The 17,142-nt window shown below is 74.4% G+C and carries 11 protein-coding genes; 4 read left to right on the top strand and 7 right to left on the bottom strand.

All coding sequences use genetic code 11. The features are described 5' to 3' along the window. Positions 1-154 precede the first annotated feature (154 nt). Positions 155-5,047, top strand: coding sequence for an SCO7613 C-terminal domain-containing membrane protein (locus J7462_RS24915; protein WP_219467289.1), 4,893 nt, complete (start codon positions 155-157; stop codon positions 5,045-5,047). Between the two features lie 179 nt (positions 5,048-5,226). Here J7462_RS24915 and purE read toward each other — a convergent pair whose 3' ends face one another. The 3 genes from purE to J7462_RS24900 all read right to left on the bottom strand — a co-directional run bounded on the left by purE (position 5,227) and on the right by J7462_RS24900 (position 9,110). Further along, on the bottom strand, positions 5,227-5,718 hold the full coding sequence (gene purE, locus J7462_RS24910; RefSeq protein WP_208568512.1) for a 5-(carboxyamino)imidazole ribonucleotide mutase: 492 nt from the start codon (positions 5,716-5,718) through the stop codon (positions 5,227-5,229). Beyond that, positions 5,715-6,875, bottom strand: coding sequence for a 5-(carboxyamino)imidazole ribonucleotide synthase (locus J7462_RS24905; protein WP_219467287.1), 1,161 nt, complete (start codon positions 6,873-6,875; stop codon positions 5,715-5,717). The genes purE and J7462_RS24905 overlap by 4 nt, the downstream gene beginning before the upstream one ends. Before the next feature lie 198 nt (positions 6,876-7,073). Then, positions 7,074-9,110 carry a thioredoxin domain-containing protein gene (locus J7462_RS24900; protein WP_219467285.1) on the bottom strand — a complete coding sequence of 679 codons (2,037 nt, stop codon included), beginning with the start codon at positions 9,108-9,110 and terminating at the stop codon, positions 7,074-7,076. Between the two features lie 125 nt (positions 9,111-9,235). On the opposite strand from J7462_RS24900, the gene J7462_RS24895 reads away from it, so the two are divergent. Beyond that, the gene (locus tag J7462_RS24895; protein WP_219467282.1) at positions 9,236-10,270 is read left to right on the top strand and encodes a phosphatidylinositol-specific phospholipase C domain-containing protein; all 1,035 of its coding nucleotides are present in this window, start codon (positions 9,236-9,238) and stop codon (positions 10,268-10,270) included. Positions 10,271-10,512: 242 nt separating this feature from the next. Here J7462_RS24895 and J7462_RS24890 read toward each other — a convergent pair whose 3' ends face one another. The 3 genes from J7462_RS24890 to mca all read right to left on the bottom strand — a co-directional run bounded on the left by J7462_RS24890 (position 10,513) and on the right by mca (position 14,445). Further along, complete coding sequence (locus J7462_RS24890; RefSeq protein ID WP_374197590.1) at positions 10,513-12,960, bottom strand: putative bifunctional diguanylate cyclase/phosphodiesterase; 2,448 nt, start codon at positions 12,958-12,960, stop codon at positions 10,513-10,515. Positions 12,961-13,229: 269 nt separating this feature from the next. After that, positions 13,230-13,514, bottom strand: a complete 285-nt coding sequence (locus J7462_RS24885; protein ID WP_219467277.1) for a hypothetical protein — start codon at positions 13,512-13,514, stop codon at positions 13,230-13,232. Between the two features lie 49 nt (positions 13,515-13,563). Continuing rightward, entirely contained in the window at positions 13,564-14,445 is an 882-nt protein-coding gene (mca, locus tag J7462_RS24880) for a mycothiol conjugate amidase Mca (RefSeq protein ID WP_219467274.1), read from the bottom strand. A 179-nt stretch (positions 14,446-14,624) separates the two neighbouring features. Between mca and J7462_RS24875 the strand changes: the two genes are divergently transcribed. Together J7462_RS24875 and greA are read left to right on the top strand one after the other, a co-directional pair. Continuing rightward, positions 14,625-15,059 carry a DUF4307 domain-containing protein gene (locus J7462_RS24875; protein WP_208568519.1) on the top strand — a complete coding sequence of 145 codons (435 nt, stop codon included), beginning with the start codon at positions 14,625-14,627 and terminating at the stop codon, positions 15,057-15,059. Positions 15,060-15,212: 153 nt separating this feature from the next. Beyond that, on the top strand, positions 15,213-15,713 hold the full coding sequence (greA, locus tag J7462_RS24870) for a transcription elongation factor GreA (RefSeq protein ID WP_208568520.1): 501 nt from the start codon (positions 15,213-15,215) through the stop codon (positions 15,711-15,713). A 75-nt stretch (positions 15,714-15,788) separates the two neighbouring features. On the opposite strand, the gene ilvA is transcribed toward greA, so the two are convergent. Continuing rightward, positions 15,789-17,009 carry a threonine ammonia-lyase gene (ilvA, locus tag J7462_RS24865; RefSeq protein ID WP_219467271.1) on the bottom strand — a complete coding sequence of 407 codons (1,221 nt, stop codon included), beginning with the start codon at positions 17,007-17,009 and terminating at the stop codon, positions 15,789-15,791. Positions 17,010-17,142: the final 133 nt, after the last annotated feature.

Below are 17,142 nucleotides of genomic sequence, written 5' to 3'. Positions count from 1 at the left end.
GACACCGGAACGCGTCGGTGCGGGAGGTGACACTCCCGCACCGACGCGTTTTTTGTGCCCCTAACGGAGCGGCAGGTGTCGAAATCCACGCCCGCTCAGGGCATGCTGCGTGGGGACGGCGTCCACAGTGCGGCCGGCCGGGTGGAGGGATGTCGTGGAGAACTTCCAGTGCTCCTCGTGCGGGCGGCAGATGAAGGCGGCGGCCCGCTGCCCCGACTGCGGGGCCGAGCAACCGCAGTGGCGCGAACACCTGGCCGACATCGAACGCTCCATCGCGGAGATGAAGGCACGCGACGCCGAGATCGCCCGCGAACAACGGCAGATCGCCGCGAAGATGCAGGCCGCCCTCTTCCAGCGGGACATCCTCGCCCACGCCGGTGACGAACGCGTCAAGCAGGCCACCCGCCCGCGCCGGGTGCTGCGCCGCAAGCCGGGCCGTCGACCGCCGACCGCCGCCACCGGAGCGCCGCCCCGGGTGCCCCGGCAGGGCACCCCGGCCGGTCCGGACGAACCCCCGCTCCCACCGCCGTACCGGACCGCCACCTGGCTGGGCGCGGACAACCCGGAACACCCGGCCGAGGCCTCCTCCCGGGAGGTGCAGAACATCCCACTCGGGCTGGGGGCACTGGTGCTGGCGGTGGCCGCGGTGGTCTTCGCCGCCGTCGCGACCAGCTCGATGGACGCCCTGGCCCGACTCGGCATCCTGCTGGTCGCCACCGTCCTGCTGCTGCTCGCCCCGCCGGTGCTGGCCAAACGGGGTCTGACCTCCACCGCCGAGACGATCTCCACGGTCGGCCTGCTGCTGGTGCCGCTGGCCGGGTACGCGCTGTGGGCGGTGGACCGGATCGGCGCGTCCGGCGCGGTCTTCTCCGGGATGATCTTCGCGCTGACCACCGGGGTCGCCCTCGCCTACGCCGTCGGCACCGGCCTGCGGGCCCCCCGGTTCGCGGCGGTGCTGGCCGCCCAACCCGTGGTGCCGCTGCTGGCGTACGGGTGGATCAGCGGCCCGACCGGCTGGGCGGTGGTGTTCACCGTGGTGGCCGTGCTCGACCTCGGACTGGTGCGCTCCGGCATCATGCGGGAACGACCGGCCCCACCGGAAGCCGCGACCACCGGCACCACCGCCCCGCCCCGGCAGCGGGTCACCCCGGACGGCCGGCCGGAGGGCGCACCCGAGGAGACGGGCGAGATCCTCGACGGCTCGGCGGCCACCCCGACCGGGCCCGCCCGACCGGTGCCAGGGCTGCCCGAGGCGACCTGGCTGCTGCACGGGGTGGCGGTGGCGCTCGCCCTGGCGTACGCGGTCACCGCCCTGCTGCGGGTGCAGACCGTACCGGCGGCCACCGGGGCGGGTGCGGCGCTGCTGCTGGCCGCGGCGGTGGCCCTGGCCGGCACCCTGCTGCTGCGCCGCCCGCCGCTGCCGGACGTGGGCGCCGGCATCCTCACCCTGGCCGTGATCGGCGCGCTCGGGCGGATCGCCTCGGTGGCCTTCCCGGACCGGGCGTTGCTGCTGATCGCCGCCGTCATCACGTTGACCGGGCTGGCCGTGCGGGCCGTACCGGAAGCAGCCCGACGGGGGCCGCAGCTCGCCTCCGCCGCGGCGCTGACCGTCAGCGGCCTGGTGGTGGCCGGCGGTGCGCTGCGGGCCGGGCTGGCCCCGGTCCAGGCGGCGCTGCCGGCCTGGCGGGCCGACCTGTCCGCGTTCACTGGCGAGGTGGCCGCGACGGCCGGGCCGTCCGCCGGGCAGCTCGCCGCCAGCGCCCTGCTGCTCACCGTCGCGGCGGTGCTGGCCCTGCCGCCGGAGATCCGCCGCGAGTTCGCGGTGGTCGGCGCGGGCCTGACCGCGCTGGCCGTACCCGCCTCACTGGGTCTGGGTTGGGTGGCGGCCCCCTGGCCGATGGTGCTGGCGGCGGTCGCGATCGGCGTCGCCGGGATCTCCGCCGGCACGACCCGGGCGGCCGTGGTGCACGCCGGCACCGCCACCGTCGTCGGGTTCGTCGGGGCCGGTGCCGCCCTGAGCCGGCCGTCGGTGGCTGCCGCCGCACTGGCCGTGCTGATGCTGGCGGGCGTGCTGGTGGCGCTCGCGCCCCGGGTACGCATCGCCCCGGCCGCCGCCGACGTCCTGTCCGGTTGGGCGGCCGGTGGGGCGGCATTCGCGCTGCCCGGCGCGGTCACCGCGTTCGTGGCGGCCACCGAGCCGCCCGGGCCGGCGCTCACCCCGGCGGTGCTGCGGGAACTGACGGTGCCGATCCTCGCGGCGGGCTTCCTGGCCGTCTGCGTCACCCTCGGCTACGCGGCGATGATGCAGGTGTCGCAGCGGCACCTGAGCCTGCCGCACGCCGTCGGCACCGGGCTGGGCGCGTTGGCGGTGATCGGGGCCGCCTTCTTCGCCCCGGGACGCACCGCCGCCGACGCCTGGCTCGGTGGGCTGGTGCTGATCGCCACGCTGCTGCTGCTGTTCGCCGGCCGGATCGACGCGGGTCGGCGTTCCGACCTGGCGCTGGACGGCGCGGACCTGGCCGCCGCCGCCGTCACCGCCGCACTGATCGCCACCCTGGCCCGGATCACCGCGGTGATCTCCCCCGGTGGGCAGCTCGCGGTCGCCGCCGTGCTGGTGCTGGTGGTCGCCGTCGCCGCCCGGGCGATGCCGGAGGAGTGGCGGCGCGGCCCGGTGCTCGGTATCGCCGTCGGTGCCGCCCTGATCGGGGTGCTGGCCGGCTGGTCGACGCTGCGCGGCGGGGTGGGTGTGCTGGCCACCCCGGGCCCCATCTGGGCCGGGGACCTCACCGCCTGGCCGGCCGCACCGACCGGTGGCTCGGCCTGGCAGGCCCCGGTCGCGCTGGCGCTGCTCGCGCTCGCCGCCGCGATCCTGCTCCCCACCCCCTGGAAGTACGACGTGGCGGGCATCGGCGCGGTGCTCGCCACCATCGGTGTCCCGGCCGCCTTCGACCTGCCCTGGTGGTCACCGGTCCTGGTGGGGTTGACCGTCGCCACCGTCTTCGCCATGGCCGCGGTGGCGTCCGCCGACCCGCGCGCCGGGCTGTCCCGGGCCACCGTGGCCGGGGTGGTCGCGTTGCACGCCGCCGGAGCCGGGCTGGTGCGCCCGTGGACCACCGCGCTCGCCCTGGGCGGCATCGCGTTGATCGGTCTGGCCGTGGCGGCGGTCGCCCGGTCCGTCGCCCCCTCCCTGGTGGACGACGTCGAGACCGAGGGGATGCCGCCACACCTGGTGCAGATCGGTGGCCTGGCGACCGCCGCCGCGCTGCTCACGCTCCCCGGTGCGGTGGCCGCCCTCGCCGCCGAGTTCGGCCACGGGTCGCAGGTGGTGCTGACCGCCGCGTTGGCCGCGTCCAGCTTCGGCCTCGCCGCCGTGGCCGCCGTCCGCCGCCAGGTGCCGCAGTACCTGCCGTACGCGAGCGCGGCGATCGCCGGTGGAGCCACCGTCAGCGCGCTGGCCGCCATCTTCGTCGACCTGCCGTCCGGGGTGTTCGCCGCCGCAGCCGCACTGCTCGGGGTGCTCGCCGAACTCGTCCGGGCGGCGACCGTGCCACCGGTCGGGTCCGCCCAGCCGACCCGCCGCTGGACGGTCCTGCTGGACGGGGCGCTGCGCCGGCTGCCCGACGACGGTACGCAACGACGCTGGCGGATCGACCCCGCCGCCGGGGCGCTGGCCGCGGCGGCCGTGCCCACCGTGCTGGCCCTGATCTCCCTCGCACCGCTGCTCTTCGTGGCGCTGGTCGAGCCGCACCGGATGCTCGCCCACATCTGGCAGGGCCCACCGCCGCAGCTGCGTACCCCGCCACCGAAACTGGTCGACCCGACGCACGTGCTCACCGCGCTGCTGCTCACCGGCACCGCCGCGCTGGCCGCCACCGGCCTGTCCGGTGGGCGTCGGTCCCGGGCGGTGCCGGTGGTGCTGCCCGGCCTGGCGGTGACGCTGCTGATCACCCCGATCGCCCTGGGCATGGCCTGGCCGCAGAACGCCCTGGCCGCCCTCGCCGTGTTCACCATCTCGATGCTGGGCCTCGCGTTGACCCCGCCACCCCCGCTGGCGGAGCGGGCCCGGTCGCTGCGGTTGGCCCGGGTGCTGGTCTTCGTCATCGGGCTGGCCGGTGGTGGCGCGGGGCTGGCCGGCAGCCTGGCCAGTGAAGGGCTGACCCTGTTCACCCTGGGCGGCGCCGTCGGCGTCGGGGCCGTCGCCGCGCTCGTCGGCACCACCGGGCGGGCCCGCATCCTCGGCTGGCTGTTCGCCTCGCTGATGGCGCAGCTCTTCGTGCTCACCGCCGGGCTGGTGGCCGGTTTCCCCGCTGTCTGGTCGGCGTTCGGGGTGCTCGCCGTGGGCGCGGCGTTGCAGGTCTTCGCCGCGACGCTGCCCCGGCTACGGCGGCCCGAGGCGCACCGGGAGGCCGCCACCGTCGAGTGGAGCGGGTACGCCGCCGCGCTCATCGCCCTGGCCCTGGCGTTCGACTCCCCCCGGCACATCGCCGCCCTGCTCGCCGCCTGGGGTGCCGTGCTGGGGGTGGCCGCCGTCCGGCCGGGCCGGCGACCGGTGGAGCGGCGGATCCTCTTCTGGGCGGTGGTCGCCTGCGAGATCGTCGCCTGGTGGATCCTGATGCGGGTCGCCGACGTGGCGCTGCCCGAGGCGTACACGCTGCCGTTCGCGGCGCTCGCCCTGCTGGTCGGCATGTTGGAGTTGCGCCACCGCCCCGACCTGTCCAGCTGGGTGGCGTACGGCCCGGCACTCGTCGCGGCATTCGTGCCGACCCTGGCGATCGTGCTGGCCACCGACTCCAGCATGCTGCGCCAGGTGCTGCTGCTGCTCGGCGCGGTGGCGGTGCTCGTCTTCGGCTCGACCAGCCGGCAGCAGGCCCCGGTGATCGTCGGCGCGGCGGTGACCGCGATCGCGGCCGTACACGCCCTGTTCAGCCTCGGCCCGTGGCTGGTGCTCATCCCGGTCGGCCTGGTGCTGCTGGTGCTCGGGGCGAGCAACGAACGTCGCCGCCGCGCCCAGGACCGGCTCCAGACTGCCCTGCGCTCCATGAGATGAAGCCGGAGGGTCACGGCGGGGTTCGGACGTGGCCGGGCTCAGTGGGCCGGGTGGTCGTGGGTGGTCACGGCCTGGGCCGGGTGGTCGTGGGTGGTCACGGCCTGGGCCGGGTGGTCGTGGGTGGTCACGGCCTGGGCCGCAGATCGTGGGCGGCCCAGGCCAGGGTGGGGCTGCGGGGGTCAGGTCAGGGAGGCGCGGAGGGCGGCGTCCTTCTCGGCGACCAGGTCCTCCAGGTCGGCCTGGAAGGCGACCATCCGGGCGCGCAGGGCCGGGTCGGTGGCCGCGAGGATGCGGACCGCGAGCAGGCCGGCGTTGCGGGCGTTGCCGATCGACACGGTGGCCACCGGGATCCCGGCCGGCATCTGCACGATGGACAGCAGCGAGTCCATTCCGTCCAGGTGCTTGAGCGGGACCGGTACGCCGATCACCGGCAGCGGGGTGACCGAAGCCACCATGCCGGGCAGCGCGGCGGCACCCCCCGCCCCGGCGATGATCACCTGGAGTCCCCGGTCGGCGGCGTCCCGGCCGTACTCGATCATCTTGACCGGGGTGCGGTGCGCGGAGATCACCGCCACCTCGTACGGCACCTCGAACTCGTCAAGCGTGTCGGCGGCGGCTCTCATCACCGGCCAGTCCGAGTCGCTGCCCATGATCAGCCCGACGGTGCTCACCCGTGCCCCTCCCGCAGCCAACGGGCGGCCCGTGCGGCCCGTGCCCGTACGTCGTCCAGGTCGTTGCCGAGCACCGTGACGTGCCCGATCTTGCGGCCGGGTCGGACCTGCTTGCCGTACAGGTGGACCCGGGCACCCGGTTCGGCGGCGAAGAGGTGGTGCAGCCGCTCGTCGAGGGAGATCCCCCCCGGCTCACCGCCGAGCACGTTCGCCATCACCACCACCGGGGCGGTCAGCGCGGTGTCCCCCATCGGGTAGTCGAGCACCGCCCGCAGGTGCTGCTCGAACTGCGAGGTCCGGGCCCCCTCGATGGTCCAGTGCCCGGAGTTGTGCGGGCGCATCGCCAGCTCGTTGACGACCAGCCCGGTGTCGGTCTGGAACAGCTCCACCGCCAGCAGGCCGACCACACCGAGCGCGGTGGCCAGGTCGATGGCGAGCTGCTGGGCGGCGACCGCCGACTCCTCCGCCAGGTCGGGGGCGGGAGCGAGGACCTCGACGCAGATCCCGTCCCGCTGCACCGTCTCCACCACCGGATATGCGGCGACCTGCCCGAACGGTGAGCGGGCCACCTGCACGGCCAGCTCCCGGCGCAGCGCCACCCGCTCCTCGACGATCAGCGAGGTGCCCCCGGCGAGCAGGGTGGCGGCCAGCTCGGCGGCCTGCCCGGCGTCGTCGACCAGCCACACGCCACGCCCGTCGTAGCCGCCCCGGGCCGCCTTGAGCACCACCGGCCAGCCCTGCTCCGCACCGAAGGCGAGCAGGTCAGCAGGGGCCTCCACCGGCCGCCACGCCGGGTTGGGTGCGCCCAGCGCACCGAGCCGTTCCCGCATCACCCGCTTGTCCTGGGCGTGCAACAACGCCTCGGCGGGCGGGAAGAGCTTCACGCCCTCGGCGGCGAGGGTGCGGATGTGCTCCGTCGGGACGTGCTCGTGGTCGAAGGTGACCACGTCGCAACCCTTGGCGAAGGTGCGCAGCGCGGCGAGGTCGGTGTGGTCGCCGTACTGCACGTCGGTGGCGACGAGCGCGGCACCGTCGTCGGGGGCGAGCGCCAGCACACGCAGTGACTGGCCGAGGGCGATGGCGGCCTGGTGGGTCATCCGGGCCAGTTGGCCGCCACCCACCATGCCGACGACGGGCAGACCGGTACGGGAATCCATAGCGCCACCAGCCTAACCGGGGCCGTTCGCCGCCCGGCCCGAGGGCCACCCGGCTGAGCGGACCACCACCCGAAACCGGGCACCGCTCCCTGTGGGCGACCACCCGAGCCGGTCACCGCCCCGGCGGGCCGCCCCCCGGCACCGGGCCGGGCGGACAGCCGCCCGGCAGGCAGCCCGCCGGCCCCTGGCGGGGTCGGCTCAGGTGAGCTGGGCGACCAGCTCCTCGACCGAGGTCACCGGCCGTTGGCAGACGAACCCCCGGCAGACGTACGCGGTGGGCCGCCCGTCGACCAGCGGCCGGTCGGCGAGCAGCGGCACCCCGGGCTGGTCGGGCCGGCCGGCGACCACCACCGCACCGGGTGGGGCGTGCCGGTGCGCGGCGGCGACCAGCGGGTCCCCGGCCGGGTCGTCGGTGACCACCGCGATCTCGTACGGCCCGGACAGCAGCGCCTCACCGGCGGACGACGCGTACCCGGTGAACCGGGCGTGCCGGCCGACGATCGGTGCGACGGTCGACAGGGCCGCCTCCGCCGCCTCCCGGTAGCGGGTCTCCCCGCTCAACGCCGCGTACGCGCTCAGCGCCGCCACGATCGCCGACCGGCCCGACGGGGTGGCGTTGTCGGTCGGGTCGGCCGGCCGGGTGACCAGCCGTTCGGCGTCGTCGGCGGTGTCGTAGAAACCGCCGTCGGAGGCGGCGAACCGGGCCAGCGCCACGTCCAGCAGGCCACCGGCCAACTCCAGCCAGCGGCCCTCGCCGGTGAGCTGGTGCACCGCGCAGAACGCCTCGGCCACGCAGCCGTAGTCCTCCAGCACACCGGCCGGCTCGCCGACCGTCCGGTCGCGGGAGGCCCGGCGGAGCCGGCCGTCGACCAGGTGCACGCCGGCCAGGTGTTCGGCGGCGTCGCGCAGCGCCCCGTCGGCGACGATGGCGACCCCGTCCATCAGGTTGGCGTCCTCGTCGCCGGGGTCGGCGCAGAGCGCGGCGACCTGGACGAACTCGACGAGCGCGGTGACCGCCAGGCCGTTCCAGGCGGCCACCACCTTGTCGTCGCGGGCCGGTTGGGGGCGGGTGTCCCGGGCGGCCAGCAGCCGGCCCACCACGCTGCGCCAGCGGGCCCGGATCTGCGGGTCGGCGTCGTCGACGTCCCGGGCCAGCCGCAGCACGCTCGTGCCGTGCTCGAAGGTGCCCGCCTCGGTGACGTCGAACAGGTCGGCGGCCCAGCGGCCGTCGTCCTCGCCGAGCGCCTCGACGAGCTGGGCCGGGGTCCAGGCGTAGGTGAGGCCCTCCACCCCGTCGGTGTCGGCGTCGAGCGCGGAGGCGAAGCCGTCGCCGGGGCGGTGCAGCTCGTCGGCGAGGAACCGGGCGGTGTCCCGGGCCACCCGGCGGGCCAGCCGGTCGCCGGTGAGCCGCCACAGCTGGGTGTAGACCCGCAGCAGCAGGGCGTTGTCGTAGAGCATCTTCTCGAAGTGCGGCACCGTCCAGTGGGCGTCCACCGAGTAGCGGGCGAACCCCCCGGCGAGCTGGTCGTACAGGCCGCCCCGGGCCATCGCCTCGGCGGTGTGCCGGACGATCTCCAGGCTGCGCGCCGACCCGGTGCGCCGGTGGTGCCGGAGCAGGAACAGCAGGTTCATGTGCGGCGGAAACTTCGGTGCGCCACCGAAGCCGCCGTTCGTCTCGTCGTACTCGGTGGCGAGTTGGGTGGCGGCGGCGTCGAGCAGGTCGGCGGTGAGCGGGGCGGTGGGGCCGCCGACGGCCTGGGCGCCGCCGATCGCCTCGACCACCGCCGCACCCTGCCGCAGTACGGCCTCCCGCTGCTCCCGCCACGCGGTGCCCACCGACTCCAGCAGCCGGACGAAGTTGGGCTTCGGGAAGTACGTGCCGCAGAAGAACGGGGTGCCGTCGGGGGTGGCGAAGACCGTCATCGGCCACCCGCCCTGGCCGGTCATCGCCTGGGTGGCGGTCATGTAGACGGCGTCGACGTCGGGCCGCTCCTCCCGGTCCACCTTGATCGCCACGAAACCGGCGTTGACCAGCGCGCCGACCGTCTCGTCCTCGAACGACTCGTGGGCCATCACGTGGCACCAGTGGCAGGCGGCGTAGCCCACCGAGATCAGCACCGGGACGTCTCTCCGCTTCGCCTCGGCGAACGCCTCGTCGCACCACGGCCACCAGTCGACCGGGTTGTCGGCGTGCTGGAGCAGGTACGGCGAGGTGGCCTGGGCGAGTCGATTCACCCGACGACCCTATCCACCCCCGGGCGCACCCGTCCCGCCGAAACCGGGCCTTCCCCCGTTCACATTCATCGTCTTTGATCTGTGCGGGTGCGGTGATCGGCACCGGCCCGCGAGGAGGTACCCCCATGCGCGGTTCCCGTCTCCTGTCGGCGCTCACGTCGGTCGCGGTGGCCACAGCGGTGTTCAGCACCGCCGCCCCCGCCTCGGCCGCCGTGGACCCCGGCACCCGGGTCTCGGCGACCACCGTGGTCGGCACGCACAACGCGTACGAACGCGGGACGTACACCTATCTGGCGCAGGCGCTCGACGCCCGCCCCGGAATGATCGAGCTGGACGTCTGGCCGGACATCATCACCAAGCAGTGGCGGGTCAGCCACTCCAACCCGCTCGGCAACGACAACAACTGCGTCGCCGCCAGCACCCCCGCGCAGCTCTACACCGGCACCCGCAACAAGAACCTGGAGCACTGCCTCGACGACATCCGGCTCTGGTTCGACGCCCACCCCGACGCCGGTCCGCTCCAACTCAAACTGGAGCTGAAGACCGGCTTCAGTAGCCGTACCGGGCAGGGGCCCGTCCAGCTCGACGCGGTGCTCGCCGCCCGCCTCGGCAGCCGGGTGTTCCGCCCCGCCGACCTGCGCGCCGGGTACGCCACCCTGGACGCCGCCGCCCGCGCGAACGCCTGGCCGACCCGGGCGCAGCTCGCCGGCAAGGTGATCGTGGAGCTGATCCCCGGCACCGTCGAGGAGGGCAACCCCACCGACACCCTCTGGACCGACATCGAGTACGCCCAGCACCTGGCCGGCCTGGCGGCGGCCGGCACCCTCGGTCAGGCGCAGGCGTTCCCGGCGGTGCACCGGGCCCAGACCGGCGACCCGCGCAGCCGGTACGCCGACACCAGCCTGCGCCCGTGGTTCGTCCTGTTCGATGGCGACGCGTCGGCCTACGTCACCGGCGGCATCGACACCTCCTGGTACGACACCAACCACTACCTGCTGGTGATGACCGACGCGCAGAACGTCCCCCCGGCGGTCGGCAACACCGATCCGGTGGCCGCCCGGGCCCGCCTCGCGCAGCTCGCCGCCGCCCACGCCAGCGTCGCCTCCGCCGACTGGGCCGCACTGCCGGCGGTGGTCGGCGAGGTCCTCCCCAGAGGCTGACCCGCCCGCCGCCGGGGTGGCCCGCGTTCCGACGTAGGCACGCGGGCCACCCCGCCACCCGCCGCCCGCCACCCGCCGCCCGCCACCCGCCGCCCGCCGCCCGCCGCCCGCCGCCCGCCGCCCGCCGCAAGATCATGCTCGATCCTGGTTGTAGTGGCCCAAGCCCGCCGAGACCACTACATCGTGGATCGAGCACGATCATGCCGTCGCCACACGCCCGAGGAGGGGTGGGGGTTGCGGGGTCAGGAGGCGCCGTCGGCGCGCAGGGGGAAGACGTTCGACTCGGCGGAGTCGCGCAGCGAGCCGAGCACCGCGCCGATCTTGTCGGCCGGCATCGGCTTGAAGAAGTGGTAGCCCTGGGCGGCGGTGCAGCCCAACGCCACCAGTGCGGCCCGCTGCTCAGCCGTCTCCACGCCCTCGGCGACCACCCGCAGCCCCAACTCGTGGGCGAGGCCGACGGTGGCCCGGACGATCGCCGCCGCCTCCGGCGAGTCGGCCATCCGGATCACGAAGGACCGGTCCACCTTCAACTCGTCCACCGCGATCCGGGTCACGAACGACAGCGACGAGAACCCGGTGCCGAAGTCGTCGACGGCCAACTGGACGCCCATCGACCGCAGGTTCGCCAGCACCTCGTCGATCACCTCCAGCTCGCTCATCACCACCGTCTCGGTGATCTCCAGGACCAACCGGTGCGGCGGCACCTGGTGGCGACGCAGGGCGTCGGCGATCTCCGCCGGCAACCGGGGGTCGAGCAGGCTGCGGGCCGAGAGGTTCACCGAGATCGGCACGTCCAGCCCGTCGCGGGCCCACTCGGCGGCCACCGACAGCGCCTTGTCCAGCACGTACCGGGTGAACGTGCCGAGCTGCTCGCTGTTCTCCACCGGGCGGATGAAGTCGGCCGGGCTGAGCCAGCCCCGCCGGGGATGCCGCCAGCGGATCAGCGCCTCCACCCCGGTCGGTGCGCCGGTGGCCAGGTCGACCGCCGGTTGCAGGGCCAGCACCAGCTGGTCGTCGGCCTGCAACGCCTCCCGCAATTCGGCCAGCAGGGCCAACTGGTCGGTGCTGGCCGCGTCCCGGGTGCTGTCGTACGCGGCGACGCTGCCGCCGCCCTCCTTCGCCTGGTACATGGCGATGTCGGCCCGACGCAGCAGCTCCGTCAGGTCGGCGGTGCCCGCACCGGCAACCACCACCCCCACCGACACCTCGACCGACATCCGCACCCCGGCCACCTCGGTCGGCGCGGCCAGCCGCTCGGCGATCTCCCGGGCCTGCCGCAGCGCGTACGCCATCGGGGCGGCCCGGTCGCCGATCACCGGGACCGACGTCAGCAGCAGGGCGAACTCGTCGCCGCCGAGCCGGGCGAGCAGGTCGCCGGGGCGGGTCAGGGTGCCCAACCGGTTGCCGGTGAGCCGCAGCAGCTGGTCGCCGGCCGCGTGCCCGAGGGTGTCGTTGACCTCTTTGAACTGGTCGATGTCGAGCAGCAGCAACGCCACCGGATGATCGTGGACGAGCTGCCGCAACGCCTGGTCGCCCTTGGTCAGCATGGCCGTCCGGTTGACCAGCCCGGTCAGCGCGTCGTGCACCGCGTCGTACGACGAGCGGGCACTGACCAGCCGCAACTCCCGATGGGTCGCCGCGTCGTGCAGCGCGGCGGCCAACGCGTCGGAGTAGGCGGCCACCGCGTCGCGTTCCCGGTCGTTCGGCGGCCCGGTGGAGGGGAACCGGACCCGCAACTGTCCGACCTGGACGTCACCGACGACGAGCGGCCGGACCAGTTCGTGGGTGTCCACGGTGGCCCCGGCGGGTGGCCCGGTCTCCCGGTCGGCCACCTGGCCCGAGGCGTCACCCCGGTAACGCCGCCAGCGGCCGTCACCCCGGGCCACGTCCACGTCCACCAGTTCGGCACCGAAGAGGGCCAGCGCGCCGGTCACCGCCGCCGTGGCCACCCCGCGCTCGTCGAGCTGGTTGAGCGCGGCGGTGGCCTCGGCGAAGGCCCGCCAGGTGCGCTGTTCCTGGTCGGCGCGCAGCCGGTGCCGGTAGGTCTGCTGGAGCAGCCAGAGCAGCGGTGGGAGCAGCAGCAACCAGCGCGGGTCGACCTCCAGCAGGGCCACCACGACCAGCCCGACCACCACGTTGCCGACGAACATCAGCACCTTGCCGCGCAGGGCGACGAGCAGCGCCGGGCCGACCGCAACGCCGTGCCGCAGGGCGAGAGTGGCCCCGCCCAGCCCGGCGGTGGTGAGCAGGTAGGTGACCGCGCCGGCGACCAGGGCGGGCACGAGGGCCGGGGTGGGGCCGGCCAGCAACGGCTGACCGAGGGCGGTGGTGACGGCGACGGCGAGCGCGGTGGCTGCGGTCAGCGAGGCGGCGATCCGCAGCAGCTCCACCGGGGGACGGCGGTCGGCGGCCAGTGACATGGTCGTCCAGGCCACACCGGTGCCGAGCAGCGCTGCGGCCGGCAACCAGCCGGCTGGCGCGAGGTAGAGGCAGACGATCAGGGCCGCCTCGCCCCAGGTGATGCTCACCATGCCGGTGGCGGTGCGGAACCGCAACCGGGCGAGTTGGGACATCGCGAACACGGCGACGACGATGCCGAACCGGGCGACCGCGGGGAGCGGGTCGTCGGGCGGCAGGACGGTCGGCAGGCGCAGGCCGAGCGCCACCGCCACCAACGCGGTCAGGGTCACGGCGAGGGTGAGGACACGTACCCGCAGCGGGGTGTCCGGCGGCTCCGGCCCGTCGTCGGACGCGCCGGCCCTGCCGGAGGTCACCGCCCGGCTCCGTCCGCGGGGCCGTCGACGGCGCGACGGACGAACGCGGCTACGACGGTCATGGCACCCCCTCCCGCGCACGGCTCAGGGACTTTCGTCCCCCGGCGGAAGGCTAAGCCAATCCGGGTGGCCGCAACAGGGGTCGACGACCCGGATCAGCGTGATTCACGCCCCCGTCATCCCACTCAGGGCTGCTGGTGGCCGCTCGGCAGGTTCGTACGTGATTCCTGCCCGGTCGTCCCGTCCGACGGACCGGTGGCCGACGAATCGGCCCGGTCGGCCCCGACCGGGCCGCCCTGCTGGGGGAACCGCTCGGGCAACCGGCGCAGCCGGGAGTTCATGTTGCGGATCAGCAGCACGGTGGCGGTGCCGAGGATCAGGATGAGGAACAGGCCCATCGGCCCGGCCAGACCACCCGTGCGGGTGTCCCCGAAGTTGTTCTCCGCGAGCACCTGGACAGTGTTGAGCATGGCATTTCTCCGATGTGCGGTGGAGTGTCAGCGTAGCCCCGGCCGCCGGTCACCTGACATGGGCGGCTTCCCGTACCCCGGCGAACAGGTCGGACTCGGGCAGCGGGGAGTCGACCGTCGAGCGGGCGAGTTGGAAGTCCTCCGTCGGCCAGGCGTGCTGCTGGATCTCCATCGGCACGTGGAACCAGAAGCCGTCCGGGTCGACCTGGGTGGCGTGGGCGCGCAACGCGTCGTCGCGGACCGGGAAGTACTCCGCGCACTCCACCCGGGTGGTGATCCGCGAACCCTTGTCCGGCCGCTCGTCCCAGCGCTTGAGCCAGTCCTCGTACGGTGAGGGGAGGCCCGCGGCCAGCGTGCCCTCGTGCAGGGCCAGGATCCTGCCCTTGGAGAAGCCGATGTCGTAGTAGAGCTTCAACGGCTGCCAGGGGGCGCCCAGTTCCGGGTACCGGGTCGGGTCGCCGGCCGCCTCGAACGCGGCCACGCTGACCTTGTGGCACATGATGTGGTCGGGGTGCGGGTAGCCGCCCTCCTCGTCGTACGTGGTGACGACGTGCGGACGGAACTCCCGCATCAGCTTGACCAGCGGCCCGGCCGCCACCTCGACGTCCTGGAGGGCGAAGCAGCCCTCGGGCAACGGCGGCAGCGGGTCGCCCTCGGGCAGGCCCGAGTCGACGAAGCCCAGCCAGGCCTGCTCGACGCCGAGGATCGCCCGGGCGGCGTCCATCTCGGCCCGCCGGATCTCACCGATGTTGGCCCACACGTCGGGGCGGTCGAGCTTGGGGTTGAGCACGCTGCCGCGTTCGCCCCCGGTGCACGTCACGACCAGCACGTCCACCCCCTCGGCGACGTATTTCGCCATGGTCGCGGCACCCTTGCTGGACTCGTCGTCCGGGTGTGCGTGCACGGCCATGAGCCGCAGCTTCTCTGCCAACGTGGGCGCTCCTCGTCTGTGCCCGCCGGCGGCCCGGTCCGGGTCGCTCGCCCGACCCGCCGCGGTGACCTGTCGGCGCGGCTGCCGACCTGCCGTTCCGGGCCCGGCCCCGGGCTGGGAAGATGGACCCTGTCATTCTTGCCGACGCGACCGACAACAACGCCAGGAGATACCCGCCGGTGACCGAGACGCACGCCACAGTTCCCTCGGCCGCGCCGGTGTTCCCGCCCGGCCGGTACGGCCGCCGACGGGAGCCCGGGCGTCGACGCCCGGCGCTGAGCTGGGCACTGGTGGCCGTGCTGATCGCCGGGTTGGTCCTGGCCGCGACGCAGCTCTACCAGCGCTACGGCGACCCGGAATACCGGCCCGAGGTGATCACCTACACCGATGCCAGCGACACCGGCGTGCGGGTCGACTTCCGGGTGACCGTGCCCGAGGGCGGCTCGGCGGTGTGTCTGGTGCGGGCCCGCTCGCACGCCGGCGTCGAGGTGGGGCACGAGGAGGTCACCGTGACCGCGTCCCCCGGCCAGCGGCACGTCACCGCCCGGCACCGGGTGGCGACCACCGAGCGTCCGTTCATCGGCGAAGTGGTCCGCTGCCGTCCGGCGGGCTGAACACCACGGGTGACCAGGGCGCGGCGACGCCACGGCCGGCGGGCGGCACGCTGCTCCCACCCGACCGGGTGATCGACGACGCCCGCACGTGCCGGCCACTGGTAGGTTGGTAAGTCACCTGTCAGCCAGCACGCACATCCGAGGAGTACGCCTGTGTCCACCAATGACAACAAGGCGCCCGCCACCTGGCTGTCCCAGGACGCGCACGACCGCCTCCAGGCCGAGCTCGACGAGCTGATCGCCAACCGGCCGGTCATCGCCGCCGAGATCAACGCCCGGCGGGAAGAGGGCGACCTGCGGGAGAACGGTGGCTACCACGCCGCCCGCGAGGAGCAGGGCAAGGCCGAGGGCCGGATCCTCTACCTCAAGGAGCTGCTGCGCACCGCCCAGGTGGGCGAGGCGCCGACGGCCGACGTGGTGTCGCCCGGCATGGTCGTGACGATCTACTTCGACGACGACAAGGACGACACCGAGACGTTCCTGCTCGGGTCGCGGGAGATCGCCGCCACCACCGACCTGACGGTCTACAGCCCGGAGTCGGCGCTGGGCAGGGCCATCCTGGGCGGTCGCCCCGGCCAGGCCTGCACCTACACCGCGCCCAGCGGCGCGGACATCAAGGTGACGATCGTCAGCTTCGAGCCGTTCTCCGGCTGAGCCGCACCGCCGCCGGGTCCGCGCGACCCGACGACGATCCATCGGTACGCACGAGGCGTGGCACCCGTCGGGGTGTCACGCCTCGGTCGTCAGGACCACCTGGTAACCACTGGCCCGTAGGGCACTGATCAGGGTGTCGGAGTGCTCGACGCCCCGGGTCTCCACCGACAGGGCCACCTCCACCTCACCGAGCCGCAGGTGCGGATTGGCCCGCTGGTGTTCCACGTCGACCACGTTCGCCCGGTGCCCGGCGATCTCGGTGAGCAGTGACGCGAGCTGGCCCGGCCGGTCCGAGCAGCGCACGGTGACCCGCAGGTAGCGGCCCGCTGCGGCGAGACCGTGTTCGATCACCCGCATCATCAGCAGCGGGTCGATGTTGCCGCCGGAGAGCACCGCCACCGTCGGGGTGTCCACCTGCACGACCCCGGCCAGCAGCGCGGCCACCCCGACCGCACCGGCCGGCTCGACCACCTGTTTGCCCCGCTCCAGCAGCATCAGCAGCGCCCGGGAGATGTCCTCCTCGCTGACGGTGACCATCTCGTCGACGAGCGTACGGACGTGACTGAAAGTGATCTCACCTGGCCGGCCGACCGCGATGCCGTCGGCGATGGTGGCGAACGCCGGCAGCCGGACCGGTTCCCCGGCGGCCAGCGAGGGCGGGAACGCGGCGGCGCTGGCCGCCTGCACGCCGATGATCCGCACGTCGGGTCGCAGCGCCTTCGCGGCCACCGCCATCCCGGAGATCAGGCCACCGCCACCGACCCCGGTGATGATCGTCCGCACCTCGGGGCACTGTTCGAGGATCTCCAGGGCGACGGTGCCCTGGCCGGCGATCACGTCCGGGTGGTCGAACGGGTGGATGAACACCGCGCCGGTGCGCTCGGCGAAGGTCTGCGCGGCCACCAACGACTCGTCCACGGTGTTGCCGACCAGCTCGATGCGAGCGCCGTACCCCTTGGTGGCGGCCACCTTGGGCAGTGGGGCGTTGACCGGCATGAAGACGGTGGCGTGGGTGCCGACCAGGCCGGCGGCGAGGGCCACCCCCTGGGCGTGGTTGCCGGCACTGGCCGCGACCACACCCTGCTCCCGCTCCTGCGCCGACAGCCGGGAGATCCGCACGTACGCGCCGCGCACCTTGTAGGAGCCGGCGCGCTGCATGTTCTCGCACTTGAGCCAGACCGGGCCGGCCAGCGCCGCGCTCAGCGGCCGGGACGGCTCCAGCGGGGTGGTCCGGGTGACCCCGGTGAGCAGTTCCCGGGCGGCCCGTACGTCGGCGAGGTCGACCAGTTCCGTCATGCCCCGATCGTGCCACCCGCCCCCGGCGGCACCGGCGGCGACACCGCCCGCCACCAGCGGCGACGACGTGCTCACCGACCGCTGGTGGTCGCACCGGGGTCAGCCGGCCGACGACCCGGACCAGGTGGGCCCG

The sequence above is a fragment of the Micromonospora sp. RL09-050-HVF-A genome (assembly GCF_019374995.1).
Lineage (GTDB): Bacteria > Actinomycetota > Actinomycetes > Mycobacteriales > Micromonosporaceae > Micromonospora > Micromonospora antibiotica.
The sequence above is the reverse complement of the archived record's forward strand: the minus strand, read 5'-3'. Positions and strand labels throughout refer to the sequence as shown.

What these genes read in the sequence shown, in the direction of transcription:
- J7462_RS24905 (WP_219467287.1), bottom strand. Translation starts at nt 6,875, where the DNA reads ATGGATTCCCGTACCGGTCTGCCCGTCGTCGGCATGGTGGGTGGCGGC.
- J7462_RS24895 (WP_219467282.1), top strand. Translation starts at nt 9,236, where the DNA reads ATGCGCGGTTCCCGTCTCCTGTCGGCGCTCACGTCGGTCGCGGTGGCC.
- J7462_RS24885 (WP_219467277.1), bottom strand. Translation starts at nt 13,514, where the DNA reads ATGCTCAACACTGTCCAGGTGCTCGCGGAGAACAACTTCGGGGACACC.
- ilvA (WP_219467271.1), bottom strand. Translation starts at nt 17,009, where the DNA reads ATGACGGAACTGGTCGACCTCGCCGACGTACGGGCCGCCCGGGAACTG.